Source organism: Stenotrophomonas sp. Ste96, from assembly GCF_024519495.1.
In the GTDB taxonomy this organism is placed as follows: Bacteria; Pseudomonadota; Gammaproteobacteria; order Xanthomonadales; family Xanthomonadaceae; genus Stenotrophomonas; species Stenotrophomonas bentonitica_A.
On record NZ_JALJRX010000001.1, the window covers coordinates 173,429 to 197,868 of the forward strand.

Consider the following 24,440-nt stretch of genomic DNA (forward strand, 5'->3'; position numbering starts at 1 on the left):
CCTGCGCATCAGCAAGGAGTGCCCCATGCCCGTTCCGCGCCCCCACATCGCCCTGACCCGCGTGCGCGCCGCCTTGGCGTCATCCCGCGCCCGGCTGGCCGCGGCCCTGGTCGCGGTGCTCGCCCTGCCGGGCGCCGCCACTGCCGCTCCGGCCTCGCCCACCTCGCCGCCGCTGTCGGCCGAAGCGTCCGATCCCAGGCTGCTCGGCTGGATGCAGGGCGCGCCGCCGCCGGAAGACAAGCGCATCCGTTACACGGATGACGATTATTTCAGTTTCCCCAAGCTGCGCTGGACGGCCTGCCATTTCCGCCAGTTGATGCCCACCGTGGGCGTCAGCCGGGGCCCCGGCGCGGCCCGTGACCTGCCGCGCCGGCTGGATGCCGCGATCGACGCGCTGTCGTTCACGCCCACCGGCACCCACCGTCAGATGACCTGGGCACAGTCACTGTCGGCCAACTACACCGACGGCATCGTGGTGCTGCACGACGGGGTGGTGGTCTACGAGCGCTACAGCGGCTGCCTGGACGAGCACGGCCAGCACGGCGCGATGTCCGTCAGCAAATCGATGACCGGCCTGCTCGGCGAGATGCTGGTCGCCGAGGGGGTGATCGATGAAACCCAGCGCGTCAGCGCGATTGTTCCCGAGCTGAAGGACAGCGCGTTCGGCGATGCCACGGTCAGGCAGGTGCTAGAGATGACCACGGCACTGCGCTACAGCGAGGACTACGCCGACCCCAACGCCGAGGTCTGGGCATTTTCCGCCGCGGGCAGCACCCTGCCCCCGGCCCCCGGCTACACCGGGCCACGCAGCTATTACGATTACCTGCAGACCGTGCAGAAGCAGGGCCGCCACGGCGAGGCGTTCGGCTACAAGACGATCAACACGGACGCGCTGGGCTGGATCATCGCCCGGCGCACGGGGCAGTCGGTTGCACAGCTGCTGCAGTCGCGCATCTGGCAACGCCTGGGCGCCGAGCAGGACGCGTACTACACCGTTGATTCCACCGGCACGCCGTTTGCGGGCGGCGGCTTCAATGCCGGCCTGCGGGATCTGGCCCGCGTCGGCCAACTGCTGCTCGACGACGGCAAGGTCGACGGCCAGCCCATCGTGCCCGCCGCCGCGATCGCCCGTATCCGGGCCGGCGGCAGCAAACAGGCCTTTGCCAAGGCCGGTTACGCGCAGCTGCCGGGCTGGAGCTATCGCGGCATGTGGTGGATCTCCCACAACGACCATGGCGCCTACATGGCGCGCGGCGTGCATGGCCAGGCGCTGTACATCGACCCCACCGCACGGGTGGTGATCGCGCGCTTCGGCTCGCATCCGGTCGCAGCCAACAGCGCCAACGACCCGACCACCCTGCCCGCCTTTGATGCCGTGGCGCGGTATCTGATGGCGCAGCCATGAGCGTGCGTGCCGTCTGACTACCGGCACGCATCGTGCACCAGGTCATCCATTCGCCGGCTGAGCGCCAGGCTCGGCCGGCCGCCCGCTTTCCGGTAGGCCGTCTCGCGCTGGCGTCGCGCGGCGGTGCAATGGACAGGATCGGCATGCACGGAGATGACCGCCCCCCGGATCGCGGGCGTCGGGCGGACACTGCGTCGCGGCGGGCGCTTCTGTCGCGCGGGCGCAGCCTCCGCACGCCGCTTGGCCTGGAGTTCCTGCCGCACGGACTCGATATGGATCTCATTGGCCCAGGTATCGGCGGACGGCGGCATCTCGCGGATGCGTTCGGTGCGTCCCTCGCACGGGGTGGACTGATAATGACGCGCGCCGTCGACCAGGCAGGTATGCACCTGTCGCGGCGGCAGATCCACCGCTGTGGCGCTCATCATCAGGGTCAGCCACCACGCAGGCATCGCATCGCTCCGTCCAGATGCGCCCAGCATGTTTCAGCGGCGGATCACCGAGCCGTGACCGGCTGCACAGTGAGCGGGCGATGCGCATGCCCCTGACACGCCATCACTGCCATGCCCTACCCAGGTGCTATGGCCTGGCGCCCACGTGCAGTTCCAGCACTTCGTCACCCAGGGCGTCGATCTCGCCGGTCGGCCGCCAGCCCAGGTAGCGATAGAAGCCATGCGAGCGCACCGCAGGGTCCGCCGCACACCCCAGGATCAGCCGCGAATGCCCGGCCTCGACTAGATCGGCGATGGACATATCCAGCAGCCGCCGACCGATGCCCTGCCCTTCATGGGACGGCAGCATTGCCAGCACCACGATCTCGCCGCCGTCGCGATCGCCGAAGCAGTAGCCGACCATGTGCTCGCCTTCCAGCGCGATATGCCCCGGCAGTACATCGTCACGGATACCGGCCGCCCAGCTGTCTTCGGTGATGCCGAGTCCGGCAAGCTCGGCCGCGGAAAATGCATTTTCGCGGGTGCGCCCACGCAGATCGATGCAGGCAGCGGCATCGCCCGACACGGCGCGACGGTAATGAATCGGGTGGGTCATGCGTGCTTCCTGCAACCGCCGGAACACTCGGCGGCGCGCAGTATACCGTCGCATGCGCTGTAGACCCAAACGCAGCGGGCCCGGCATTGCCGGGCCCGCGAGGGACTTACAGGAAGCGGTAATCGAACTCCAGCCACAGCTGGCGGCCGTAGGGGTCGTAGTTGCCGACCGGATAGAACGGCCAGCCGCCGCCGTCCTTGTCCGCCGGCGGGCGGCTGTCGCGCAGGTTGTTGACGATCAGGCCGAGCGTGGCGTTGTCGTTGAGCTTGCGATACAGGCTGGCGTTGTAGGTCATGTACGGCGCGATGCGACCACTGCCGTCGGTCTTCGGCAACGAGCCGTAACGCATGCCGTACAGGGTGGCGGTCCAGTCGTTGATCGCCCAGGTCACGCTGCCGTTGACCTTGCTGCGCCACTGGTAGGAATCCAGCGAGTTGCGCTGGTCCTGCACGTCATCGCCGGCGAACTGGCGGTAGCTGTGATCGATCACCAGCGAGTACGCGACGCGGGCGGAGAAACGACCATAGCGGCCCGCGTCCCAGCGCAGGTTCGACTTCAGGTCGATGCCGCGCACGGTTTCGGAGGCGGCGTTGATCGGGTTGATCAGCACGCGCACGACCTGGTTCGGCTGCACTGCCGCGTCGGCCGGGTTGCGGATCACGCGACGCAGCGCGTCCTGGCATTGTGCCGAGCCGATATCGCGTGCGTCGCCACCCACGGTCTGGCCGAGGCGGCAATCGGCTTCATCCTTGAGGATGCGGGTGGCATCCAGGTTGGTGACCTCATCGTCGATGCGGATGTCGTAGTAATCGGCCGTGAAGTCCAGATTGGCCGACGGCGACCACACGAAGCCCAGTCCATACGATTTGGCGGTTTCCGGCTGCAGCTGCGGATTGGCACCACTGGTGTAGTCGATCGCCAGGCCGCTGAAATCGCAGTCGTCGTACGCCTGGCCGGCACTGCGGCAGCGCCAGTAATCGGTCATGCCGGGGTTGTAGCCACGCGTTTCGGTGGCGAACACGTAGTTCATGTCCGGCGCACGGAAGCTGGTTGCTGCACTAGCGCGCAGCAGCAGCGTATCGAACGGACGGAACTCCAGGCCGGTGCTCCAGGTGGCCTTGCCCAGATGATCACCGGCAGCACGATACTGGTCGTAGCGACCGGCCACGGTCGCGGTCAGGCGCTCCAGCAAGGGCAGCTGCAGCTCCACCCCGGCGGCATAGCGGTCGCGCTCGCCACCGGCCGGGATGCCGGCGTTGAGGTTCCAGAACACGCCCTGTCCCAAGGCCGGGTCCGGGCGGTTGCGGTAGCCCTGGCTGCCGGCTTCGACCACGGCGGCCAGCGCTGCACGGCCGCCGGGCAGATCGAACAGCTGGCCGTTGACGCTGACGCTGGCGGTCTGCAGCCACGCAGCGTTGCGGCTCTCGTAGCGGTCCGACAGCCCCTCGTACTCGCCCGGGGTCAGCGGCTGGTACAGGCGCGACGGATCCGGCGCATACACTTCAACGCCATCGCGGGTGCCCAGTTGTGGGCCCAGCAGGTACGCATTGATGCCGGCCAGCAGGCCCGGGCGCTGCGTCCTGTTCTCGTAGCGCGAGCGGCTGTAGGCCGCTTCGTAATCCCAGTCCGAGCCGCCGATGCTGCCACGGGCGCCGACGTTGAACGACCACGACTGCTCCAGGAAGCGGTTGGCATTGCGCTGCACGCCACCGATCTCTTCGGGCGCGAAACGCCGGTACCAGCTTTCCAGCTGACCGCTGTTCTGGTTGTAGAAATAATTGCGCGAAGAGGTCCAGCTCGGTGCGCGGGTGTTGTTGTAGATGCGCGCAGTGCCGATCGCCGCATCGGCGAACAGTTCCTGACGGTCATTCAAGCGCCAGGTCACCGCGCTGTACGCATCGATGTTGCGCTTCTCGGTCTGCACGGTCCAGAACGTGGGCGCGGCTTCATTGCTGCCGCAGTACCAGCCCTGGCGGGGATTCTGCGCGCGGAAGACGCTGCCGCCGTACAACGTGCTGGCGGCATCGCAGCCATCGGCACCGGGATCGATGTAGTTGTTGGTGGAGGCGTTGCGGCGATACGCCACGGCCGTCGCGAGCGGTGCCACGCCGCGCGGATCGTCGGTGAGCGAATCCATGAAGTCGCGCTGCGAACCGTAGATCGCTTTGCGGTTGGCGATCTCCAGGCCGAAGATCGCGTCCCAGTTCTCACCCGAACCGCCACCGACCGCCTGCAGGCGCTGGTTGTCGCCGCCACCCTGTTCGGTGGTGCCGGCGCGGACATTGATCCCGACGCCGTCATAGGTTTTCTTCAGGATGATGTTGACCACGCCGGCGATCGCATCGGAGCCGTACACCGCCGAGGCGCCCCCGGCCAGCACTTCGATCCGGTCGATCAGCGCGCTGGGGATGTTGGCCAGGTTGACCACGTTGACCGAGCCTTCGTAGGCCAGCGGGTAGTCCGACTGCCGGCGGCCGTTGACCAGCACCAGGGTACGGTTGGGGCCGAGGCCGCGCAGGTTGATGGTGTTGGCAGCCGGGGTGAAGGTGTTGCCGAAATCCTCGCCCTGCACGTTGCCGGTGTTCTCGGTCAGCGCGCTGAGTGCCTCGAACGCACTGCGGTAGCCCTGCGCCTCGATCTGTTCCTGGGTGATCACGGTAACCGGGGATGGGCCTTCCACGCTGGCGCGGGGGATGCGCGAGCCGGTGACGGTGACGGCCTCCAGCTGGGTGGGTGCATCGGCCGCGTGGACCAGCGATACCGCACCAAGCAAAGGCAACAACGACACAACCAGGGCCCGCCGACGCAGCGGGCGATACAGCACAGACATGCAGATTTCCGGTAAAGACGTACGTGCCGGCGGGGTCGGGCCCGTGCCGGAGCGTAGTGAGGGAGGGGCCGTGATTCTGCTGAACAGGCGGAGAAGGAGGAAATGACCGCCCGCGATATGCTTATCGATATTTTGCCTAAGCAACGAAAAACGGCGGCCCTGCGGCCGCCGTTTCCGTGACACGCCGTGCGCCCGGACTCAGGCGTCGGCAGGCAGCGCGCTCTGGCGGTTCACCAGCGCGCTGAAACGTGCCAGCGAGCTCAGGTGGTGGTGCACCAGCGCCAGCCAGCCACTGCGGTGCCAGGCCACGACGGTGGCGTCCGGCAACGCGGCGAACTTTTCCACATCCACGACCTGGAAACCGTTGACCGACATCTGCCGGCCGTCAGCGAGGGTGACGTCGATGTTGCGGTCGATCAGCAATTCGTTTTCGATCAGGGCGGCAGTGAAGCGGCGGGTCTGGTCATGCTCGCGGGTGTAATCCCCGCAGAAGCGCATGGCGTTGTCGACGATCTCGGTGGCCTTTCCATCCTGGAACAGCGGCACGCCGTCTTCGCTCTGGCCCTGGTTGACCTGCCTGGCGGCCGAATCCAGCGCGAGCACGTACTCGTCCTGATCACCGGCCTGCATGAACACGAACGGATAGCGGCGCACGTAGGCCGGCACGTAGCTCTGCTCGTCCCACACGCCATCGGTGACGAACAGGTTGCGCTGTGCCAGGCCGACGGCGACCAGCGGCATCGCGTCCTTGCCGGTGAAAATGATCGGGTAATGCTGGGCCAGCGAACCGAATTCGCCGATCACGGCGGGGATCGCGTTGGTTTCCCCGGCAAAATGCGCGGTGTCCGGCACCAGGCGCCAGGCGGCGTGCAGATCCGAGCGCAGCGGAACGGGCGCCTGGTAGAACAGCGGACCGGTGGCCTGGGACGGCGCAGCGGCGGGCGGAGTCGTGGTTTCAGCAGTCATGGATTAAGTCGGATACGTCGCGCCAGTCAGCCCGGGCGCGAAAGCGGGAACCGCATTGAACGGCCACTATAACGTGCCACGTCCGTGGTTTTTATTTCAATCGCGCTGGATTCCCCGCGCCCCGCGATCGTCCGGTGATTCCACGGTAGCCCGGCACTGCCTCTGATCGGCGATACAGGCGTCGTCCGGGAAGCGAGATACACCCCGCCAGGAGCAGGCCGGATCCAACACGGTGCGCAGGTGCGACGTTTTTACCCGGCCATGCGCAAGCCGATGCTGCGCGCCCTGCCCTGGCACCGCCTCACAGCACACCGTCCAGCGGGCCGGCGGCACCGGTCAATACGGCGCAGGCGTGATCCTGCAGCTCCTCACCGCTGGCCTTGTTGCCCGCCGCCAGGTCCAATCGGGTGGCCAGCAACACGAAACCGGGCGCACCGGAGGGGCCGGTCTGCCCGGCGACCACCAGCGACCAGTTGCCGATATCGGCCGGATCGGACAGATGGGCGGCCAGCAGACGCACCGGGTTCGCGGTGAGCTCGGCACCGGGCAACTGGCGGGCGAGATAGGCATGCCCGCGCAACGGCTCCGGCAGCGGCTGCCAGCTGGCGCCGATGACCGGCTGCAGCCGGCGCAGCTGGGCCAGGACATCCGCGCGCAGGCAATCCACGTGGATGTGCAGTTGGTGCTGGGAGCGGCCATGGGGCGAATTCAGGGCCAGGCTGGCCACATCGCGCGGCAGTGCCATCCCGAGTGCCTGCTCGGTGTGGCTGCGCGCCTTCCACGCGGCGGCGAAGTAGTTGGGGGCACCGGCACGCAGCAGCGCCGGGCTTTCAATGCCCGAGATGCGGTCCAACGGCAGCACCAGGAACTGGTAGTGGCCGTGCGAATCCTTGAGCAGCACATCGCGCCGCTGCGCCTGGGCAGACACGGCCAGGCAGCTGCCGCGAGGGGCGGCCTCGCCGGCGCAGTCGCGCTGGATGATGCCCCACAGGGCGTCTGGATTGGCAGGCGGCCTGGCCGGCGGCCGGGGCGGCGTGGCGCAGGCTGCCAACAGCAGCACCGCACAGGGCAAGGACAATCGGGCGATCACGGACAAGCTCGGACAGGAATGCGGGCCCAGCCGGCCGTGCCGATGGGCGGGCGCGATTGTACCGCGCCGCTTCTGTCGCTTCCGTGTCAGTAGGTGCTGTACGGCACCTCGACCACCACCGGTGCGGCCGGTGCCGGCGGCTGCAGGGTGTAGCGGTCCAGCGCGCCATTGTCATCGGCGAAGCGCTGTGACTGCACCTGCAGGCGGTACGTGGTGGTACCGAACTTGACGCCGCTGCCGCCGGCATCCAGCGCGGCACCGGCCGGCAGCAGCAGGCCGCCGAGGTCGCTGTAACCGCCGCCTTCCTGCGAGAAGACATGGTCGACCAGGTCGCCCTCGCGCTTCATCGCAAACACGTGCGGGTCGCCGTGGCGGCGGTTGTAGTCCTCGTTGCCGAGCAGATCGGCGATCCACACCCCGGGCAGCCGGTAGCTGGTTTCCAGGGCAATCGCATCGAGACGGTCACTGTCTACCACCAGGCAGCACACCGCCTGCTTGTTTTCGCGGTCCAGGATCGCGAAGCGCTCGCCCCTGGCAACCTCGCGCGGCAGGATCGCAAACGGCTGGTTCCTCAGGACCGGCTCGGCGCCACTGGCCGAATGCAGGTTGCGCCAGCCACCGAACACCGGTGCGTCCGGCTCGGCCGCCACGGCGTTGCCGGCCATCGTCATTCCCAGTGTCACGATCAATGCGGCCGTGATCTTCCTGCTGTGCATGCGCTACTTCCGTTGGTTGACCTGTCGCGGCGACATCGCCGGACCTCACAAGACCGCGACACTATGCGCCAGCAGCGGGCCGGCGGGCAATCGGCGCCGCTCAGCCGATCACGATGTAGTCACTGACCAGGGTGATCCCGCGGTGCTCACCGCGCTCAAGCTGCACGTGGCGGCCACCGACCTGGTCGATGGCGATGCAGTTATCCACCTCCAGCAGGGCATCGGTATGCGGCTTGAACCAGCTGGCATCGCGCAGGGCCTTGGCCTTGCGCTTGGCCGCCTCGGCATCCGTGGCGACCAGCAGCCGGTAATCGTGCGCCTCGCCCAGCGCGCCGGCGGCATACCCGCCGAGATTGAGGAAGTACAGGCGCGGCGCGCCCACGGCCGGGGCCGCGTCGCCGAAGCGCACCCGGTACGCCTCCACCCCATCCACCGCCAGCCAGCCATCGAGATGCAGCCCTTTCCGCTCACCGAACCAGTCCTGGCGCAGCTGCGGGTAGGCCTCTTCAATGGCATCGACGTTGGCGAAGGCCACGTCGTGGACCTCGATCCGGGCGCGGGCATGTCGCCCACCCAGCATGAACACGTGCAGCACCTGCGACTCCCGGCATGGCCGATCTGAGAGGCCGCCAGTGTAGCGCCGGTGGCCGTTGCGCCCCGCCCCAGCAGCCGCGTGGGCTGCGTCCAACGGTCGCGGGGCGCCCACCACGCGCCGGTGCACACCGCAGTGGTATGGTCGGCGCCTGACCCCGCAGGAGCGACCCGATGGCATCCCTTTTCCGTTACCCCCTCGCCGCGATCACGCTCGCCGGCACCCTCTCGCTGGCCGCGTGCGTGAGCACGCCGGGCCCGGAGATCAAGGGTCCAGGCCTGTGCAAGGCCGATGCCCTGGGCTGGGCCATCGGCCAGCCGGCCGACGAGGCGAACATGCGCAAGCTGCTGGTGCAGAGCGGCGCCGGCCTGATCAACCCGATCGGCCCGGCCACGATCACCACCCGTGACCTGCGCCAGGATCGGCTGCGGGTGTTCATCGACAAGGACAACGTGATTACCGCCGTCCGCTGCGAATGAAGCCCCGCGGGTAGAGCCACCCCATGGGTGGCTGTGCCGGCGTATCGCAGGTTTCAGGGCAGCCACCCATGGGGTGGCTCTACCGTGGCCTCACGCCGGTAACGCCGCTCAACGCTGAGCGGCTGCCTATTGGAAGATTGCCGGTAGTGCATATCCGCCATCGGCGCGGTTTGTGAGGCATTCCCCATCCCAGTCCGCTTGCTTCAGCCACTCAATGGCGTGGAGGAAAAAGGGGGAGATGTCGGGCGCGAGCAGGATCTTGGTGTCTTCATCCCTGCCAAAAACGATCATCTGCCCAACGCTACCGCTATGGTCTGGATCAAAATCCAGACCCATGTGATTCCCGCCGGCGTCACGGCTCAACGCAATCCAGTGCGGGTTGGTATACATGGGCTTGACGGCCCCCGGCGGTCGGGACGCCATGTTCCACGCAAATTCCTTGTTGAGCTCGTCCTCCTCAATACTCCGCCATCCATCCCAGGTAGATCGAATGCCTTGAGTGGACAACATCTGCATGCCGAACAGGACGCCAAACGCTGTTTGTCCATCATGGATTCTCAGCATGGCCTTGAGCAGCTCCGGAAGAGCCACTCCCAAATGGTGTTCGAGATCGATAAGCGCCTTCTCGCTGGCACCCGGTTGGAGTCCCATCTCGGTAAGGCAATCCTTCCGCGCGAGGATCGCCTTGATTTCGTTCCATGTTTCAGCCGCCTGATGCATGCGCACTGCCTTTCTCACGTTGGATCATTCCGCAGCCAACGCTAGATCCTTGGGGCTCCGCAGGAAATGCAACAAATACGAATATGGCGCGACATTTTCGCGTCAGTGCATTCCACAGTCGCTCCAATGCCGGGTTCTGGGCGTCTGGCCGATGCCCGGGTTGAACGTATTGCTCGGATCCAGTTGCTGGTAGAACGCCGCCAGGGCCGGCTTGGCCGGGTACAGATGGCCCACGTTGTGTTCGGCCGGATACTCCGCGCCACGCGCGTCCAACAGCGCCCACATCGCGTGCTCGATGGCCAGCGGATCCTCGCCCTTGCGCACGATGTAATCCTGATGGAACACATGGCACAGGAAATGCCCGTAATACAGTTTGCCGGCCAAGCGTGCGTCGAGTTCGGCCGGCAGGTGTTCCACCCACGCGCGGTCATCGCGCCGTAGTGCCACGTCCAGGGCCACGATGTCCTCGACCTCGCGCCGGTGCACCTCGCGATAACGCACGGCCGCGCCGGCCACCGCAAAGCGGTGCAGGAACGCCTTTCGCCCCTCCTCGGCCGTGCACTGGAAGAAGTCGCCCTCGCTGCCAGCGAAGTGAGTGCGCAGGAAGGTTTCGGTGGCGGCGGCATCCACCGCCGACACCTTGAGCAGCAGGTGGTGCTCGTAGCGGTCACGGAACTGGCCCATGCGCGCGGGCAGATGGCGTGGCAGGCAACGCATCGCCCACTGGATCACGCGGTCGGTGACCCCGCGCAGGCCAAGGCTTTCGAACCATCCATCGACGCGGCTTTTCAGCGCGAACGCCGCCGGCACCCTGGCCGTGCCGAAGCGATCGATGAGCAGGAAGGTGTCCTTGCCGTACCGTTCGCCGATGTCGTACGCCTCGCGGTGAAGGTACTCGCCCGAGATCGGCAGGCGCTCGAACGCGGTCAGCAGATGGCGGCGGATCGCGGTCAGATCCTCCATCGCATTGCTGCCGATGTAGAACACCTCGCCGGGCTCGCGCGCAAACGTATCCAGCCGCACCGCGAACACCGCCAGCTTGCCGGCCGAGCCGGAGGCTTCGTAGTGGCGCGAAGGATCGGCGTTGTAGCGGGCGGGCGTGGCTGCATCGACCTGGCGCACCTGCTCGGCATAGCGCGGGTCGGAGGCGGCGCGGTCGTTGCCGTTGTCCACGTCAGCGGGCGCGTAGTCGCCGCGCTGCAGCCGCTCCAGGATCTGCTCGGCGGTATCGCCCAGCGCGATGCCGAGATGATTGACCAGCTGCAGCTTGCCGTTGGCATCGACCTGGGCGAACAACGCCATTTCGGTATAGGCCGGGCCGCGTCGCACCAGCGAGCCGCCGGAGTTGTTGCAGACCCCGCCCAGCACCGAGGCACCGATGCACGACGAGCCGATCACCGAGTGTGGTTCGCGGCCCAGTGGCGCCAGCTCCTTCTCCAGCCGGTCCAGCGTCGCCCCGGGCAGGCAGACCACCTGGCGGCCCTCGTTGATCAGCTGCACACCGGTCAGGCGCAGGGTGTTGAGGATGACCACCGGGCGGTCATAGTCGGCACCATCGGGTGTGGAACCGCCGGTGAGGCCGGTGTTGGCCGCCTGCATGATCACGATCGCGTTGGCCGCCACGATGGCCTGCAGGGCGCGCCACTGTTCCAGCAGCGTGCCCGGGCGGACCACGGCCAGCACCGGGCCATCGCCGAAACGGTAGCCCTTGCGGAAGCGCCGGGTCGGCTTGTCGCCGCACAGCACGTGTGCGTCGCCGACGATCGCGCGCAGCTGCGCCAGCAGCGCTGCCGTGCCCCGGGATGCCGCGTTCATGGTGCGGCCGCGAGGCGACGCGTGGCGTCCACCAGCGAATCGCGGCTGATGTCGGCGATGGTCCTGGCGCCGGTGAGCGTCATCGCCACGCGCATTTCCTTGGCCATCAGGTCCAGCAGATTGGCCACGCCGGCCTCGCCCTGCGCGGCGAGCGCATAGACGAAGGCACGGCCTAGCAGCACGCTGTCGGCGCCGAGCGCGATCATGCGCACCACGTCCAGGCCGTTGCGGATGCCCGAATCGGCCAGGATCTTCAGCTCACCCTTGACCGCATCGGCGATGGCCGGCAACGCCCGCGCGGTGGACAGCACCCCGTCCAGCTGACGACCGCCGTGGTTGGAGACGACGATGCCGTCAGCCCCGAAGCGAACGGCGTCACGCGCATCGTCCGGATCAAGAATGCCCTTGATCACCATTGGTCCGCTCCAGAACTCGCGGATCCACTCCAGGTCTTTCCACGAAATGGACGGATCGAAGTTGTTGCCCAGCCAGCCGATGTAATCGGCCAGGCCGGTCGGGCTGCCCCGATAGGTGGAGATGTTGCCCAGATCGTGCGGGCGGCCGAACAGGCCCACGTCCCATGCCCAGCGCGGGTGCGTCACCGCCTGCAGCATGCGCCGCGCCGGCGCGTTCGGGCCACTCATGCCCGAGTGCGCATCGCGGTAGCGCGCGCCCGGCGTGGGCATGTCCACCGTGAACACCAGCGTGGTCACGCCAGCCGCCTTGGCCCGCTCCAGCGCATTGCGCATGAAGCCGCGATCCTTGAGGACATACAGCTGGAACCACATCGGCCGATCGATGGCCGGAGCTACTTCCTCGATCGGGCAGACCGACACGGTGGACAGCGTGAAGGGAATCCCCCGGCTCGCCGCCGCCCGCGCCGCCTGCACTTCACCGCGGCGCGCATACATGCCGGTCAGCCCGACCGGCGCCAGCGCCACCGGCATCGCCAGGCGCTCACCCAACAGCTCCGTTTCCAGGCTCAGATCGGACATGTTGCGCAGGATGCGCTGGCGCAGCGCGATCTCGGACAGGTCCGCGACGTTCCGCTTCAGGGTGTGCTCGGCATACGCGCCGCCATCGATGTAGTGGAACAGGAACGGCGGCAGGCGGCGTTGTGCCGCTGCGCGGTAATCGGTGGAGGCGGAAATGATCATGGGTCAACCGTGGGAAGAAGGAAGCCGTGACGCACGTGCGCGCCGGGCCTCGTTGTCATCGAGCGTGCGCAGGGAGGTGTGCACGAATTCCAGGTGCGCGTGTGCGGCGGCACGCGCGCGTTCGGGGTCGCCGGAGAGCACGCCATCCATCATCTCGCGGTGCTGGACGGACAGCGGCTCGAAGGTGCGGGCGGAGGTATAGAGCTTCTCGCGGCTCTGCGAGATGTTGGTCTGCAGCAGCTCGAACAGGCCACGCATCACCTGCAGCAGCACCAGGTTGTGCGAGGCCTCGGCGATGGCCAGGTGGAAGGCCGCATCGGCCTGCGCTTCGCCGGCCGGATCGTCCTTGCCATGCGCAGCCATCATGGTGTCGAAGGCTTGGCGGATCTTCGCGCGGTCTTCGTCGGTGGCGCGCAGCGCCGCATGCCAGGCGGTCGCCCCTTCCAGCGCGTGGCGGATTTCCAGCACGTCGAAGCGGTATTCCGGGTCGCCCTGGAACAGCGGCAGGTACGGGATCAACGGCTCATCGATGGCCTGCCGGGCACGGGCCGCCGGCTCGCTCACGTAGGTGCCGCCGCCGACCCGCGCGCTCAGCAGGCCCTGGCTGGCCAGCTGCGCGATCGCCTCGCGCAGCGCCGTGCGCGAGACCCCCAGCTGCACCGCCAGCGGTCGTTCGGCCGGCAGGCGGTCACCCGGCTGCAGGTTCTGCTCACGGATCAGGCTGCGCAGCTGCGCGGCCACCTTGTCGGACAGGCGTTCGTTCTTCATGCCGCCATTGTCGCCCGCGGGGCGGGCGATGGGGTCGATGCCGGTGGCCGGACTGCCGCGCATGGGCTCAGGGAATCATCCAGGTCAGCCAGTACGCCTGCACCGTGGTGATGATGCCGACCATCACGGTGAAGATCAGGCTGTGCTTGACCGTGAAGCGGAACAGGTCCGATTCCTTGCCGGCCAGCCCGACCGCCGCGCAGGCAATCGCGATCGACTGCGGCGAGATCATCTTGCCGGTCACCCCGCCGGTGGTGTTGGCCGCGACCAGCAGCACCTCGGATACGCCGATCTGCTGGGCCGTGGTGGCCTGCAGGGCGGAGAACAGCGCATTGGAGGACGTATCCGAGCCGGTCAGGAACACGCCCAGCCAGCCGAGGAACGGCGAGAAGAAGGTGAAGGCCTTGCCGGTATGCGCCAGGGCCAGCGCCAGCGTGGCCGACAGGCCCGAGTAGTTGGCGATGAAGGCAAACGCCAGCACCATGCCGATGGAGTAGATCGGCACCTTGAGCTCCCGGGCGGTTTCGCCGAACGTGCGCAGCGCCGCGGCCGGGCGCATCTTCAGCAGCACGATCGCGATCACCGCGCCCAGCATGATCGCCGTGCCGGTGGCCGAGACCGCATCGAACGTGTAGACCGCCTCGTAGCCGGTCGGGACCGGCACGATCGGCGGCATTTTCAGCACCAGCTGATCCAGCGCCGGTACCGGAATCTTCAGCACCCAGTGCTCCAGCGCCCCCCCGGTGGCGAACAGCGCCTTGAACGGCTTGATGCTCCAGATCGTGACCATCGCGGTCAGGATCAGGAACGGCGACCATGCCTTGACGATCTGGCCGGTGGAATAGCGCGGTGCCTCCAGTGCCTGGGCGGCAGCTTGTGCGCTGGTCTCGGTATCGAAGCGGAAGATGCGCACCGGCGTCCACTTGCGCAGGAACAGGGTCAGGCAGACCAGCGACGTCAGCGAGGCGGTGATGTCCGGCAGCTCCGGGCCGATGAAGTTGGAGGTCAGGTACTGGGCGATCGCGAACGAACCACCGGCCACCAGCACCGCTGGCCAGGTTTCCTTGATGCCGCGCCAGCCGTCCATGATCGCCATGATCCAGAACAGCACGATGACGGTCAGGAACGGCAGCTGGCGCCCGGCCATCTGCCCGATCTCGAATGCATCCAGCCCGGTCACCTGCCCGGCCACGATGATCGGAATGCCCATCGCGCCGAAGGCCACCGGCGCGGTATTGACGATCAGGCACAGGCCGGCGGCATACAGCGGCTTGAAGCCCAGCCCGACCAGCAGCGCAGCGGTGATCGCCACCGGCGCTCCGAAGCCGGCCGCCCCTTCCAGGAACGCGCCAAACGCAAAGCCGACCATCAGCATCTGCAGGCGCTGGTCTTCGGTGACCGACAGGATCGACGCCCGGATGATGTCGAACTGTCCGGTCTTGACCGAGACCTTGTACAGGAACACCGCACCCAGAATGATCCAAGCGATCGGCCACAAACCGTAGACGAAGCCATAACCGGCTGCTGCCAGCGCCTGCGACAGGGGCATCCGATAGAACAGCAGGGCCACCGCCAACGCGATCACCACGGTGATCGTGCCGGCCAGCCATCCCTTCATGCGCAACACGGCCAGGGCGACAAAGAAGAAAGCGATCGGCAGCAGCGCGATCAGGCTGGACAGCCAGAGGTTGCCAGCGGGGTCATACAGTTGTTGCCAGGCCTGCATCGGCGGATCTCATCAAGACGGACAGGGGTCCGCGCGGTCAGCACCGCGCGAGCCGAGAACGTCCCAACAGTGGTTATTGGTAGTACCAATAACCAAATACCTGTTGGAACTGCCCGCATTGAAACGCCAAACGCGAGACGAGCCTATTAGACCATAGGTCTACGTCCGAATATTGGTCCTACCACTCAGCAGCCGCAGTCGTTGGAACGACCCTTGAGTTCCACCGAGTTGCCGTCCGGATCGCGCAGACGCAGCGAGAGGCCATCGCCCTCGGCACCGTAATTGCGCTCGGCCGGCCCACTGAGCTCTACCTGCAGTCCCTGCAGATGCACGCGCACCTGCTCGGCATCGAACGGTTCCACGCGCAGGCAGACATGCTCGACATTGCGCCCTTCCCGCCCGGGCGCCGCACCGCCCTTGATTCCCAGCGGACCGTCCACGCTGATCAGATCGATCAGCGACTCACCGGCATGCAGATGCACCATGCCCAGCGACGGCCGTTCGCGGGCGACCGTGCAGCCCAGAACGTCACAGTAGAAGCGCACCGCGCGGGGCAGATCCTGCACGCGCAGCACCACATGGTCGATGCGCTGGATCTCGAAGGGACGTTCGCTGCTCATGACGACTCCAGTTTTCTGGCGATACGGCTGAATACCACCAGCACGATCAGGCACAACACACTCACGCCGACAGCGATCACATACTCGCCGATGCCAACCGCGATACCGATCGCGGCGGACATGATCAGTGAACTGGCGGTGGTAAGGCCGCTGACCTGGTCATCGCGCGAGCCCCGCAGGATCGTGCCGGCGGCAACGAAGCCGACACAGGCCACCACCGCCTCGATCAGACGCACCGGATCGACCTGCAGCAGGTCACGGTAGCGTTCCTCCTGGAAGTGTTCGGCAATGCTGTCGCCCAAGCCGACAATCAGTGCGGCTGCACCGGCGATGAGCATGTGCGTGCGCAGCCCGGCGGCGTGCTTGCCCATCTCGCGTTCGATGCCGAGCGTGGCGCCCAGCAGCATGGCTACGGCAATCCGCAGCAGGATCGATAGATCTTGTTCCAGTCCCATTCAACGCGCCCTCAACTGTTCGCACCAGATTTGCGCTGTTGACGTAGCAATGTCGTGAAGAGCGATGTGACGCGCATGTGTACGCAGCGCGCTCCAGTTGAGCACGTGACAGGAAACCGCTATGAGGCAAGGAAAATCAAGATACTACCGACAAAGGTCCTTTTCTCTTGCGGACACCAGCCCTTGCGCTCGTGCAAGGTCTGGTTGAACCTTGCCGCATGCATCCCACTCGCCCCTCTCGCCTTATTACCAACCCGGGTCCTCCATCAGTGCGCTTCGAGGTTCTTCGGCTGGCCGAAGGCCCCCTGCACCCTTTCGAATTGGGTGATTTCCGGCTGACGGTCAACGGTCGTTCAATCGACTCATCTGCATCGCCCCGCTTGGCCCACATGATCCATCTCTCTCTTTGCGACTTGATCGAAGGGCTGTTGCGCATGGCTGACGGCATCGACGCGTTCGTCCTGAATGGTGTGGATTCCTCGTTCCGATTGGATGTTCGGCGCCGTCGATACGGGGTGTCGGTCTTCGACGAAAAGACCCGACTCGACGACACGCCCCTGGCCAGTTTGATTGTAGCCGTGCGTCGAGGATTGGAGGCGCATTTTCGCGATGCGCCGATCGAAGACCCCGAGGCGCCTGTAATCGATGAACTACTTCGCTTGCGGCAGGCACTGAACAGACTTGACTAGATATGGCCATGCCCGGGGATTCCTTCCCAGGCATGGGCCTACAGGTGGGCTTACTGGGCCAGGTAACCGCCATCGATGGCGTAGTAAGTGCCGGTTGCAAAACCCGCATCCGCGCTGGCCAGCCAGGCCACCAGTGCGGCGACTTCTTCCGGCTTGCCGAGGCGTCCCAGCGCATGCTTGCTTTCCAGCGCCTGCTTCACCTTCGGGTCCATCTTGTCCAGCAACGGGGTGGCGATGAAGCCCGGGCCCACCGCATTGATGCGGATCTTGTCCGCCGCGTGTTCCCACGCCGCCGTCTGGGTCAGGCCGACCACGCCATGCTTGGCCGCGACATAGGCCGCCGAATTGTTGAAACCGACCTGGCCCAGGATGGAGGCCATGTTGATGATGCTGCCACCCTTGCCCGCGCTGCGCATCGCCTGGATCTGCGCCCGCTGGCACACGAATACGCTGTTGAGATTGACGTCGATGACGTTCCTCCAGCCATCCACGGGGTAATCGCCACTGGCCGCCGACGGCCCGCCGATACCCGCGTTGTTCACTGCGATGTCCAGCCCACCGAGTTCCTGCACGGTCTGCTTCACGGCTGCTTCCACCGCGTGCTCGTCGGTGACGTTCAAGGCGATGCCGATCGATTTCACCCCTTTGCTGCGCAGCGCCTCGGCGGTCTTCTCGACGGCGTCGGCCTTGAGATCCCACACCGCCACCGCCGCGCCGGAATCGGCCAGCAGTTCGGCCACGGCCAGGCCGATACCGGAGACGCCGCCGGTGACGATGGCGACCTTTCCCTTGAGCTGATAATCAATCATCGCGTTGTTCCTCGGGTTGGAATAAGGCTGCGGGCACTGCCTGCCCATGCCTCGACCATACGCCGCGAAAACGTTACAGAACGTGCACAGCGTGCTCCGCAACAATCCTTCCCATCGCTGCAACGCACCTGCCCCTATGCTCGGGGTCGTACGCCCACATCCTTTCTTTCATCCGCCGCTGGCGGTCGCCCTCCCCCAAGGTAAGCCCATGACAGATTCCACTGACGGCCAATTGTTCTCCCCCACCCGTCTGGGGGCCATCGACGTCGCCAACCGCGTCGCGATGGCACCGCTGACCCGCAACCGCGCCATCAAGGACCGCATTCCCAATCCTCTGGCCATCCAGTACTACGAACAGCGCGCCAGCGCCGGGCTGATCATCGCCGAGGCCACCCAGATCAGTCCGTTGGGCCAGGGCTATCTGGATACGCCCGGCATCTACAGCCAGGACCAGATCGATGCCTGGAAAAAGGTCACCGACGCCGTGCACGCGCGCGGTGGCAAGATCGTGCTGCAGCTGTGGCACGTCGGCCGCATCTCGCACACCAGCCTGCTGCCCGAGGGCGAGGTACCGGTGGCGCCGAGTGCCCTGCGCGCCGATGCGAAGACCTTCACCGCCAAGGGCTTTGAAGATGTCTCCGAGCCGCGCGCCCTGCGCCTGGACGAGATTCCCGGCCTGATCCAGGACTATCGCCAGGCCGCACGCAACGCCATCACGGCCGGCTTCGACGGTGTGGAAGTGCATGCTGCCAACGGCTATCTGATCGACCAGTTCCTGCGTGATGGCAGCAACCAGCGCACCGACGAATACGGTGGCAGCATCGAAAACCGCACCCGCCTGCTGGATGAAGTGGTCAGCGCGATCGTTTCGGAAATCGGTGCAGAACGCACCGGCGTACGTCTCTCGCCGGTGACGCCAGCCAACGACGCTGCCGACTCCAACCCGCAGCCGTTGTTCGAACGCGCCGTGGAGCGCCTGGATGCCATCGGCCCGCTCGCTTTCATCCACGTGATCGAAGGCGCGACCGGCGGCCCGCGCGACAACATCGCCTTCGACTACGCCGCGCTGCGCGCCAAGTTCAAGGGCGCATGGATCGCCAACAACGGATACGACCAGGCGCGTGCCGAAGCGGCGGTGGCCTCCGGCTATGCCGACATGGTCGCCTTCGGTCGTCCCTTCATCGCCAATCCCGATCTGGTCGAGCGCTTCCGTCTGGGCGTGGCGCTGTCCGAGCTGGACAAGGACACGCTCTATGGCGGTGGCGCGCACGGCTACACCGATTATCCAAGCGTTTCAGGCTGATCGGCTCGCTGATTGGTGGAAAGATGTCCATGCGCCTCCGGCCATTATCGGCGGCGCATCGCATTTTCACCTGCGCGCCACCTTCCAACGACAACGGCTCAGCTACCACCAGCATCCTTTTCATCGAGTGCATCGGACAAGGCGAAACCGCACGCTGTCGCCTGTCGATGAACGATGCAATGCAGACAGCACGCTACGCCCGGCACGCGCTGCATCTGGAGCCAGGGCCAGACCGTGATCGGTGCGTACATACGCGTCACCGGAAGATCGTGCTTCACTGAACCTATGGCATGTCGGCTGCGCCCTACATACAAGCCGACTGCCCGATGGGAAAGCCTCGTTCGCGCCGAGTGCGAAGCGTACCAACGCGAAGGCCTTCACCGCCGAGGGTTCTTTGAATGTCTGCGAGCCGCGCTCAACGCGGTGCAGGTGTCGTGGTCGCCACTTACATCGGGTCGCACTCGACGTCAGACTTGTACTAAACCCGATTGAAATTCGATGGCTCCAAGCAGCATTCACCTTCCATTTCTCGATGGAAGGTTGCCCTGAATAGATCTTATAAATCTGATCAGGTACTCGACTCACGCTAGGCGCCCGGTATGTACTTGGAAACAGCTCGGATCGAGGCACGGCCAGTGTCTATCGAATCGCTCGCACTCATCAAAACCAAGAAATTGTTTTTGGCCCCATGGATCATGTGTCGCAACTTACCGTCATAGCTCAGCCCCCAAAAATATGCCACCAGTCCTCCGCCTGCCCAACGGCACCGCCGGATATGAAGCTCGCCTTTCAACATGTGCAGACTCACACCCATGCCGCAGTGTGTCGATGACCTAATCTACGTTATTCGGCCATATTGGCACCCCTCGCACAACCGCCCGTCCCAAGGGTTGGGGCCACTTGAAGAGGCATTGGGGCGGGCATTGCCGACTGACCTCAAGGCGTTCCTGCTGTGGTCTGGCGGCGGCCAAGGGTGCTTTCCTGAGGGGTACATGCAGTTGTGGGAGCCTGCCGCGATCGTCCCACTCAATCAGGGCTACCAGGTGCAAAGATACCTGGGGCCGGACGTGGTTGGATTTGGCACCGACGGGGGCCCGACCCTGCTGGCCCTCGACTACCGAACCGGGCTCAGCCCTACGGTCGCAGCCGTGGATCTCGGCGACTTGGATACTTCATGCATGAAGGAGGTCGCGCCGGATTTTTCAACATTACTGCGCAAATATCTTTCTGGCGACATCACGAACCGGAATCTATTCCCTTGATCCGGTCGCTGCCTGCCGTCTGGACCGACGCAATGATGACCATGGCATTGCGTGTTCTCCTACTCTCTTGATGTCTTTTTGAGTGATGCACTGGCTGCCCGCTAGTACGTCATGGTGCCTTTACCTCTTGTCAACTTTTGCTTGTTGCCTGCATTGCTGCTGCGGGTTGGAGACCCCACACTGTAGAGCCTCGCCGTTCTGGAGGTGGGTAATGCCGGTCAGGACTCAGTACACCGGCAACGAAATGAAGCTGGCCTGCTGCGGCGAATGCCAGACCTGCTGCGTTGCCTTCTGGTAATCGCCCGGCTTGGCGAGGTAGATGTTCGGCACGAACGTCTGCGGGTTGCGGTCGTACAGCGGGAACAGACTCGACTGCACCTGCACCATCACCCGGTGGCCCGGCTGGAACACATGGTTCGCGGTCGGCAGGCCGAATTTGTAATCCAGCACCTGGTTGCTCGCGATCGCCTTCGGGTCGCTGAAGCTTTCGCGATACCGGCCACGGAAGATCGCCATCGAGACCGACAGCTCGTAGCCGCCCATCTCCGGCGTCGACGGGGTCTGGTCCGGATACACATCGATCAGTTTCACCACCCAGTCGCTGTCGCTGCCACTCGTCGCTGCCTGCAGATTGACCTGCGGCGCGCCACCGATCCGCAGCGGCTCGGTCAACGGCTCGCTGACAAAGGTGAGCACGTCGGGGCGACCATCCACGAAGCGCTGGTCCTTCACCAGCCAACTCGTCCACATATCGCGGTCGGCAAACCGCACCGGGCGCGGTACGAACGGCACCGGCTTGGCCGGATCGGATACATACGCCTCGAACGTGGCCTCCCCCGCCTGTGGTGCTTCAAAGGACAGCCTGCCGCCCGCGCGCAGGTACAGCGGCCGGGACTGCGCCGCGCTGCGCGGCCACTGCTGCAGCTTGTCCCAGTGGTTCTCCCCGGTGTTGTAGATCAACACCGGCGGTGTCTGCGCCTTGGGCGCGCCATCGACCAGGTACTGATCGAAGAACGGCTTGAGTACATCGCGGCGGAACTGCAGCGCGGTGTCGCCCTCGAACTTCAATGCGCCCAGGCTGCTGCCGTCATAGTTGACCTGGCTGTGCCGCCACGGCCCCATCACCAGATAGTTCAGCGTGTTGCCGGTGTCACGCGGCTCCATCGCCGCATAGCTGTGCACCGCGCCCCACATGTCTTCCTGGTCCCACAGGCCCTGCAGCCACATCGTGGGGACCTTCAGTTCGGTCCTGGCCATGCGCGCGTCCAGCGCCTGTTCCTGCCAGAACGCATCGTAGCTGGGGTGTTCGATCAGCTTGTGCCACCACGGCAACTGGTCCAGCCCGTTGGCCCTGGCGTAGTCACCGGCCGAGCCGGCACGCAGGAAGGTGGTGTAATCGTCATAGCCCACGCTGGGAATCGCCGGGCCCTTGCCGCGCTTGGCCAACTGCCCGGTGAAGTAGCCGAAATTGACCTGCCGGAACGCGCCGTAGTTGAGCCAGTCGTCGCCCATCCAGCCATCGATCATCGGGCTCTGCGGCGCGGCCACCTTCAACGCCGGGTGCGGGTTGGTCAGTGCCATCACCACGGTGAAGCCCTCGTAGGACGAGCCCAGCATGCCGACCTTGCCGTTGCTTTCGGGCACGTGCTTGACCAGCCAATCGATGGTGTCCCAGGCATCGGTGGCGTGGTCGACCTTGGTGTTGTTGAGCGGGCCGCGCAGCGGGCGGGTCATCACGTAGTCGCCCTCGGAGCCGTACTTGCCGCGGATGTCCTGGAACACACGGATGTAGCCGCCATCCACGAACACTTCATCGCCCTGCGGCAGGATGTCACGCATGTTCGGCGAATCCATGCGCTTGGCACGATTGGCCGCATCGTAGGGCGTGCGGGTCAGCAGGATCGGCGCATTCCTGGCGCCCTTGGGTACCACGATCACCGTATAGAGCTTCGTGCCATCACGCATCGGCACCATCATTACGCGCTTGTCGTAGTTGTCCTGCGCCGTGGGGGTCACGAAGCCCTTGGCCGGAATGTCCGGGGTCATCGGCGAGGTCTGCGCCGACACACTGGCGGCGACCATCAGACTCAACAGCGCAACTGGCAATACACGCACACGCATGGGCTCTCTCCCGGCAGTGAAGGCAACGTCCGGAGCCTAGCGCTGCCCGGCCCGCACCGGTAGATGCCGATTGGCTTGGCGCAGGGCCTTCGTCCCCATTCAGCCGCCAACCACCGTTTCGTGCAAAGCCTGCCAGCGCAGCATGCCGTCGGTGCCGCCAACAAGAATGGCCAAGGACTCGCGCCGATTGCCGGTGCCCTGTGCGTCGCTCTGGCCTTCCCGATAGCGCACCGCGCATGCGCCCGTGCCCAGCGGCAGGTACGTCATTGCATCGATGGTGATGCGCAATCCCGGCCGGCTGCCATGCGCGGCAGCGAAGAAGCCGGCCAGCGTGGATTTGTCCAGGCGGACACCACGGATGCCGACCATGCTGAAGTCCTCGCTGAAACGGGCCAGCAGGGTATCGAGCGCCGCCACCGGCGAGCGGCCGGTGAACCAGTCTTCGATCAGCACATGCAGGTCGTGGATCTCATTGAAAGCAAAGGTGTCATTCATGGGGAGGTTCTCAAGGAAAGGGCGGACGCCGGCAGGCGCCACAAGGGAAGGAGCGGCAGCAGGCTCATGGCCGCCGCCAGCACCAGGGTGAGTGCAAAGGCGTGATCCCACGTCACCGAAGAGAGCACCGCCAGCACACAGGCCAGCACCGCGGCGGCCAGGCAGAAGCTGAGTTGGCGGTTGAGATTCCACAGCGCGCTGCCCGGCAGCAGCTCCGCATCGGCCAGCCTCTGGAAGGCGAGCGTCTGGGCGCTGCTGCTGCACAGGCTGCCACCCAGGCCCATCAGCGCGAAGGCCAGCACGGGAAGCCAGGGCTGCTGGGCCTGCACGGCGATCAGCAGCACGATACCGACGGCCTGGCATCCCATCCCGGCACTCAGCAGTGGGCGCGCCCCGATGCGCGGCAGCCAGTGCCGTGCCGTGGCGATCGCACAGGCCGAGGCGATCGCCCACGGCAGCATGAAGCCACCGATGGCGGCGGCGCCGTAGCCTTGCCCATGCAGCAGCAACGTCGCCACCAGCTGGGTGCCGATGAAGGTCCCGGGCACCAGCAGGTAGACCGTCATCGCCAGCCGCAGCGACGCATGCCGCAGCAACGACCACTGCAGGACCGGATGATCCGTCCGGCGCGCACTGCGGGCATACAGCGCCAGCACCAGGGTGGCGACCACCAACAGGCCCGCGCCCAGCATCCGTTGCCCCGGCGCTGCGAGCAGGCCTAGCGCGACCAGCAACGCGCTCAGGCCCACGGAGCCCAGCAGCAGCCCACGCCGGTCCAATGCCGGCACGGCCACCGGTGCACCCGGGCGCACCCACGCGGCCGCCAGCGCGAAGGCCAGCACGGCCAGCGGCACACTGACCAGCAGCACGCCGCGCCACGAGCCCCACTCCACCAGCAGGCCGCCTAGTGTGGGCGACAGCGCCGGCACCAGCAGCGCCACCGCCATGATGCGCGCGGTCAGGCGCGCGCGCTCGGCCGGCGGGCATTCGCGGTAGGCCATCGCCTGCCCCACCGGAATCAACAGCCCACCGCCCAGCCCCTGCAGCAGGCGCCACGCGATCAGCCACGCGATGCTCGGCGCGGTGCCTGCCAGCACGGCGCCCACGGTAAACAGGGCCAGCGAGAGGCACAGCACCCGGCGCTCGCCCAGGCGCGCGGCCAGCCAACTGCCCAGTGGAATCACCAGCGTCAGGCCCAGCATGTAGCCATTGCCGATCCACGCCAGCTGCGGTACGGAGGCCTGCAGCTCCGCGGCGATGGCCGGATAGGCCACGGTGCCGATGAACATGTTCACCAGATCCAGCGAGAATCCCAGCAGGTACAGCGTTTCCACTCTGGCCCGGTATGTCATGGCGCGCTCCGATGTCGAGGCGG

The 24,440-nt window shown here is 66.0% G+C and carries 23 protein-coding genes; 5 read left to right on the plus strand and 18 right to left on the minus strand.

All coding sequences use genetic code 11. The features are described from left to right. The first annotated feature begins 25 nt into the window (after window positions 1–25). Entirely contained in the window at window positions 26–1,405 is a 1,380-nt protein-coding gene (locus OC373_RS00785; RefSeq protein ID WP_102789615.1) for a serine hydrolase, read from the plus strand. Window positions 1,406–1,422: 17 nt separating this feature from the next. Here the strand turns inward: OC373_RS00785 and OC373_RS00790 are convergent, their stop codons facing one another. The 7 genes from OC373_RS00790 to OC373_RS00820 all read right to left on the minus strand — a co-directional run bounded on the left by OC373_RS00790 (window position 1,423) and on the right by OC373_RS00820 (window position 8,649). Next, window positions 1,423–1,857 (minus strand): hypothetical protein, encoded by a 435-nt coding sequence (locus tag OC373_RS00790; RefSeq protein ID WP_261996797.1) that lies wholly within the window; start codon window positions 1,855–1,857, stop codon window positions 1,423–1,425. A gap of 127 nt (window positions 1,858–1,984) precedes the next feature. Beyond that, entirely contained in the window at window positions 1,985–2,452 is a 468-nt protein-coding gene (locus tag OC373_RS00795; protein WP_261996798.1) for a GNAT family N-acetyltransferase, read from the minus strand. A 106-nt stretch (window positions 2,453–2,558) separates the two neighbouring features. Then, complete coding sequence (locus tag OC373_RS00800; protein WP_261996799.1) at window positions 2,559–5,282, minus strand: TonB-dependent receptor; 2,724 nt, start codon at window positions 5,280–5,282, stop codon at window positions 2,559–2,561. A gap of 198 nt (window positions 5,283–5,480) precedes the next feature. Continuing rightward, window positions 5,481–6,248 (minus strand): SapC family protein, encoded by a 768-nt coding sequence (locus OC373_RS00805; protein WP_019185088.1) that lies wholly within the window; start codon window positions 6,246–6,248, stop codon window positions 5,481–5,483. Between the two features lie 301 nt (window positions 6,249–6,549). After that, window positions 6,550–7,338 (minus strand): CDP-diacylglycerol diphosphatase, encoded by a 789-nt coding sequence (locus tag OC373_RS00810; protein WP_237393545.1) that lies wholly within the window; start codon window positions 7,336–7,338, stop codon window positions 6,550–6,552. A gap of 86 nt (window positions 7,339–7,424) precedes the next feature. Further along, window positions 7,425–8,054 carry a decarboxylase gene (locus OC373_RS00815; RefSeq protein ID WP_070425296.1) on the minus strand — a complete coding sequence of 210 codons (630 nt, stop codon included), beginning with the start codon at window positions 8,052–8,054 and terminating at the stop codon, window positions 7,425–7,427. A gap of 100 nt (window positions 8,055–8,154) precedes the next feature. After that, window positions 8,155–8,649 carry a DUF1543 domain-containing protein gene (locus OC373_RS00820; protein WP_070425297.1) on the minus strand — a complete coding sequence of 165 codons (495 nt, stop codon included), beginning with the start codon at window positions 8,647–8,649 and terminating at the stop codon, window positions 8,155–8,157. A 170-nt stretch (window positions 8,650–8,819) separates the two neighbouring features. On the opposite strand from OC373_RS00820, the gene OC373_RS00825 reads away from it, so the two are divergent. Beyond that, window positions 8,820–9,125, plus strand: a complete 306-nt coding sequence (locus OC373_RS00825) for a hypothetical protein (RefSeq protein ID WP_019185084.1) — start codon at window positions 8,820–8,822, stop codon at window positions 9,123–9,125. A gap of 126 nt (window positions 9,126–9,251) precedes the next feature. On the opposite strand, the gene OC373_RS00830 is transcribed toward OC373_RS00825, so the two are convergent. From OC373_RS00830 to OC373_RS00860, 7 genes are all read right to left on the minus strand, one after another. Continuing rightward, window positions 9,252–9,863, minus strand: a complete 612-nt coding sequence (locus OC373_RS00830) for an SMI1/KNR4 family protein (RefSeq protein WP_261996800.1) — start codon at window positions 9,861–9,863, stop codon at window positions 9,252–9,254. An 84-nt stretch (window positions 9,864–9,947) separates the two neighbouring features. Continuing rightward, window positions 9,948–11,660, minus strand: a complete 1,713-nt coding sequence (dld, locus tag OC373_RS00835; RefSeq protein WP_070425299.1) for a D-lactate dehydrogenase — start codon at window positions 11,658–11,660, stop codon at window positions 9,948–9,950. Next, the gene (gene lldD, locus OC373_RS00840; protein WP_261996801.1) at window positions 11,657–12,817 is read right to left on the minus strand and encodes an FMN-dependent L-lactate dehydrogenase LldD; all 1,161 of its coding nucleotides are present in this window, start codon (window positions 12,815–12,817) and stop codon (window positions 11,657–11,659) included. Before lldD ends, dld begins: the two co-directional genes overlap by 4 nt. A gap of 3 nt (window positions 12,818–12,820) precedes the next feature. Further along, window positions 12,821–13,585 (minus strand): transcriptional regulator LldR, encoded by a 765-nt coding sequence (gene lldR / locus OC373_RS00845; protein ID WP_070427410.1) that lies wholly within the window; start codon window positions 13,583–13,585, stop codon window positions 12,821–12,823. 67 nt (window positions 13,586–13,652) lie between these two features. Continuing rightward, entirely contained in the window at window positions 13,653–15,311 is a 1,659-nt protein-coding gene (gene lldP / locus OC373_RS00850) for an L-lactate permease (RefSeq protein WP_261996802.1), read from the minus strand. A 185-nt stretch (window positions 15,312–15,496) separates the two neighbouring features. After that, a complete protein-coding gene (locus OC373_RS00855; protein WP_019185079.1) occupies window positions 15,497–15,931 on the minus strand; it encodes a VOC family protein in 435 nt (144 codons plus the stop codon). Next, window positions 15,928–16,386: an MgtC/SapB family protein gene (locus OC373_RS00860; RefSeq protein WP_019185078.1), complete on the minus strand. Its 459-nt coding sequence runs from the start codon at window positions 16,384–16,386 to the stop codon at window positions 15,928–15,930. The genes OC373_RS00855 and OC373_RS00860 overlap by 4 nt, the downstream gene beginning before the upstream one ends. Before the next feature lie 269 nt (window positions 16,387–16,655). Here OC373_RS00860 and OC373_RS00865 point away from each other — a divergent pair, with 269 nt between their 5' ends. Beyond that, a complete protein-coding gene (locus OC373_RS00865) occupies window positions 16,656–17,075 on the plus strand; it encodes a hypothetical protein (protein ID WP_261996803.1) in 420 nt (139 codons plus the stop codon). A gap of 50 nt (window positions 17,076–17,125) precedes the next feature. On the opposite strand, the gene OC373_RS00870 is transcribed toward OC373_RS00865, so the two are convergent. Then, complete coding sequence (locus OC373_RS00870; protein WP_070425303.1) at window positions 17,126–17,884, minus strand: SDR family NAD(P)-dependent oxidoreductase; 759 nt, start codon at window positions 17,882–17,884, stop codon at window positions 17,126–17,128. Between the two features lie 208 nt (window positions 17,885–18,092). Here OC373_RS00870 and OC373_RS00875 point away from each other — a divergent pair, with 208 nt between their 5' ends. Then, entirely contained in the window at window positions 18,093–19,187 is a 1,095-nt protein-coding gene (locus tag OC373_RS00875; protein WP_070425304.1) for an alkene reductase, read from the plus strand. An 812-nt stretch (window positions 19,188–19,999) separates the two neighbouring features. Further along, window positions 20,000–20,449, plus strand: coding sequence for an SMI1/KNR4 family protein (locus OC373_RS00880; protein ID WP_261996804.1), 450 nt, complete (start codon window positions 20,000–20,002; stop codon window positions 20,447–20,449). Between the two features lie 225 nt (window positions 20,450–20,674). Here the strand turns inward: OC373_RS00880 and OC373_RS00885 are convergent, their stop codons facing one another. The 3 genes from OC373_RS00885 to OC373_RS00895 form a co-directional block, all read right to left on the minus strand. Further along, window positions 20,675–22,570: a CocE/NonD family hydrolase gene (locus OC373_RS00885; RefSeq protein ID WP_261996805.1), complete on the minus strand. Its 1,896-nt coding sequence runs from the start codon at window positions 22,568–22,570 to the stop codon at window positions 20,675–20,677. Window positions 22,571–22,669: 99 nt separating this feature from the next. Beyond that, window positions 22,670–23,065, minus strand: coding sequence for a DUF4440 domain-containing protein (locus tag OC373_RS00890; RefSeq protein WP_070425307.1), 396 nt, complete (start codon window positions 23,063–23,065; stop codon window positions 22,670–22,672). Continuing rightward, window positions 23,062–24,417, minus strand: coding sequence for an MFS transporter (locus tag OC373_RS00895; protein WP_261996806.1), 1,356 nt, complete (start codon window positions 24,415–24,417; stop codon window positions 23,062–23,064). Before OC373_RS00895 ends, OC373_RS00890 begins: the two co-directional genes overlap by 4 nt. Window positions 24,418–24,440: the final 23 nt, after the last annotated feature.

Coding starts and splice junctions, on each gene's coding strand:
- OC373_RS00785 (WP_102789615.1), top strand. CDS start 26: ATGCCCGTTCCGCGCCCCCACATCGCCCTGACCCGCGTGCGCGCCGCC.
- OC373_RS00790 (WP_261996797.1), bottom strand. CDS start 1,857: ATGCCTGCGTGGTGGCTGACCCTGATGATGAGCGCCACAGCGGTGGAT.
- OC373_RS00795 (WP_261996798.1), bottom strand. CDS start 2,452: ATGACCCACCCGATTCATTACCGTCGCGCCGTGTCGGGCGATGCCGCT.
- OC373_RS00800 (WP_261996799.1), bottom strand. CDS start 5,282: ATGTCTGTGCTGTATCGCCCGCTGCGTCGGCGGGCCCTGGTTGTGTCG.
- OC373_RS00805 (WP_019185088.1), bottom strand. CDS start 6,248: ATGACTGCTGAAACCACGACTCCGCCCGCCGCTGCGCCGTCCCAGGCC.
- OC373_RS00815 (WP_070425296.1), bottom strand. CDS start 8,054: ATGCACAGCAGGAAGATCACGGCCGCATTGATCGTGACACTGGGAATG.
- OC373_RS00825 (WP_019185084.1), top strand. CDS start 8,820: ATGGCATCCCTTTTCCGTTACCCCCTCGCCGCGATCACGCTCGCCGGC.
- dld (WP_070425299.1), bottom strand. CDS start 11,660: ATGAACGCGGCATCCCGGGGCACGGCAGCGCTGCTGGCGCAGCTGCGC.
- lldD (WP_261996801.1), bottom strand. CDS start 12,817: ATGATCATTTCCGCCTCCACCGATTACCGCGCAGCGGCACAACGCCGC.
- lldR (WP_070427410.1), bottom strand. CDS start 13,585: ATGAAGAACGAACGCCTGTCCGACAAGGTGGCCGCGCAGCTGCGCAGC.
- lldP (WP_261996802.1), bottom strand. CDS start 15,311: ATGCAGGCCTGGCAACAACTGTATGACCCCGCTGGCAACCTCTGGCTG.
- OC373_RS00855 (WP_019185079.1), bottom strand. CDS start 15,931: ATGAGCAGCGAACGTCCCTTCGAGATCCAGCGCATCGACCATGTGGTG.
- OC373_RS00860 (WP_019185078.1), bottom strand. CDS start 16,386: ATGGGACTGGAACAAGATCTATCGATCCTGCTGCGGATTGCCGTAGCC.
- OC373_RS00870 (WP_070425303.1), bottom strand. CDS start 17,884: ATGATTGATTATCAGCTCAAGGGAAAGGTCGCCATCGTCACCGGCGGC.
- OC373_RS00875 (WP_070425304.1), top strand. CDS start 18,093: ATGACAGATTCCACTGACGGCCAATTGTTCTCCCCCACCCGTCTGGGG.
- OC373_RS00880 (WP_261996804.1), top strand. CDS start 20,000: ATGCCGCAGTGTGTCGATGACCTAATCTACGTTATTCGGCCATATTGG.
- OC373_RS00885 (WP_261996805.1), bottom strand. CDS start 22,570: ATGCGTGTGCGTGTATTGCCAGTTGCGCTGTTGAGTCTGATGGTCGCC.
- OC373_RS00890 (WP_070425307.1), bottom strand. CDS start 23,065: ATGAATGACACCTTTGCTTTCAATGAGATCCACGACCTGCATGTGCTG.
- OC373_RS00895 (WP_261996806.1), bottom strand. CDS start 24,417: ATGACATACCGGGCCAGAGTGGAAACGCTGTACCTGCTGGGATTCTCG.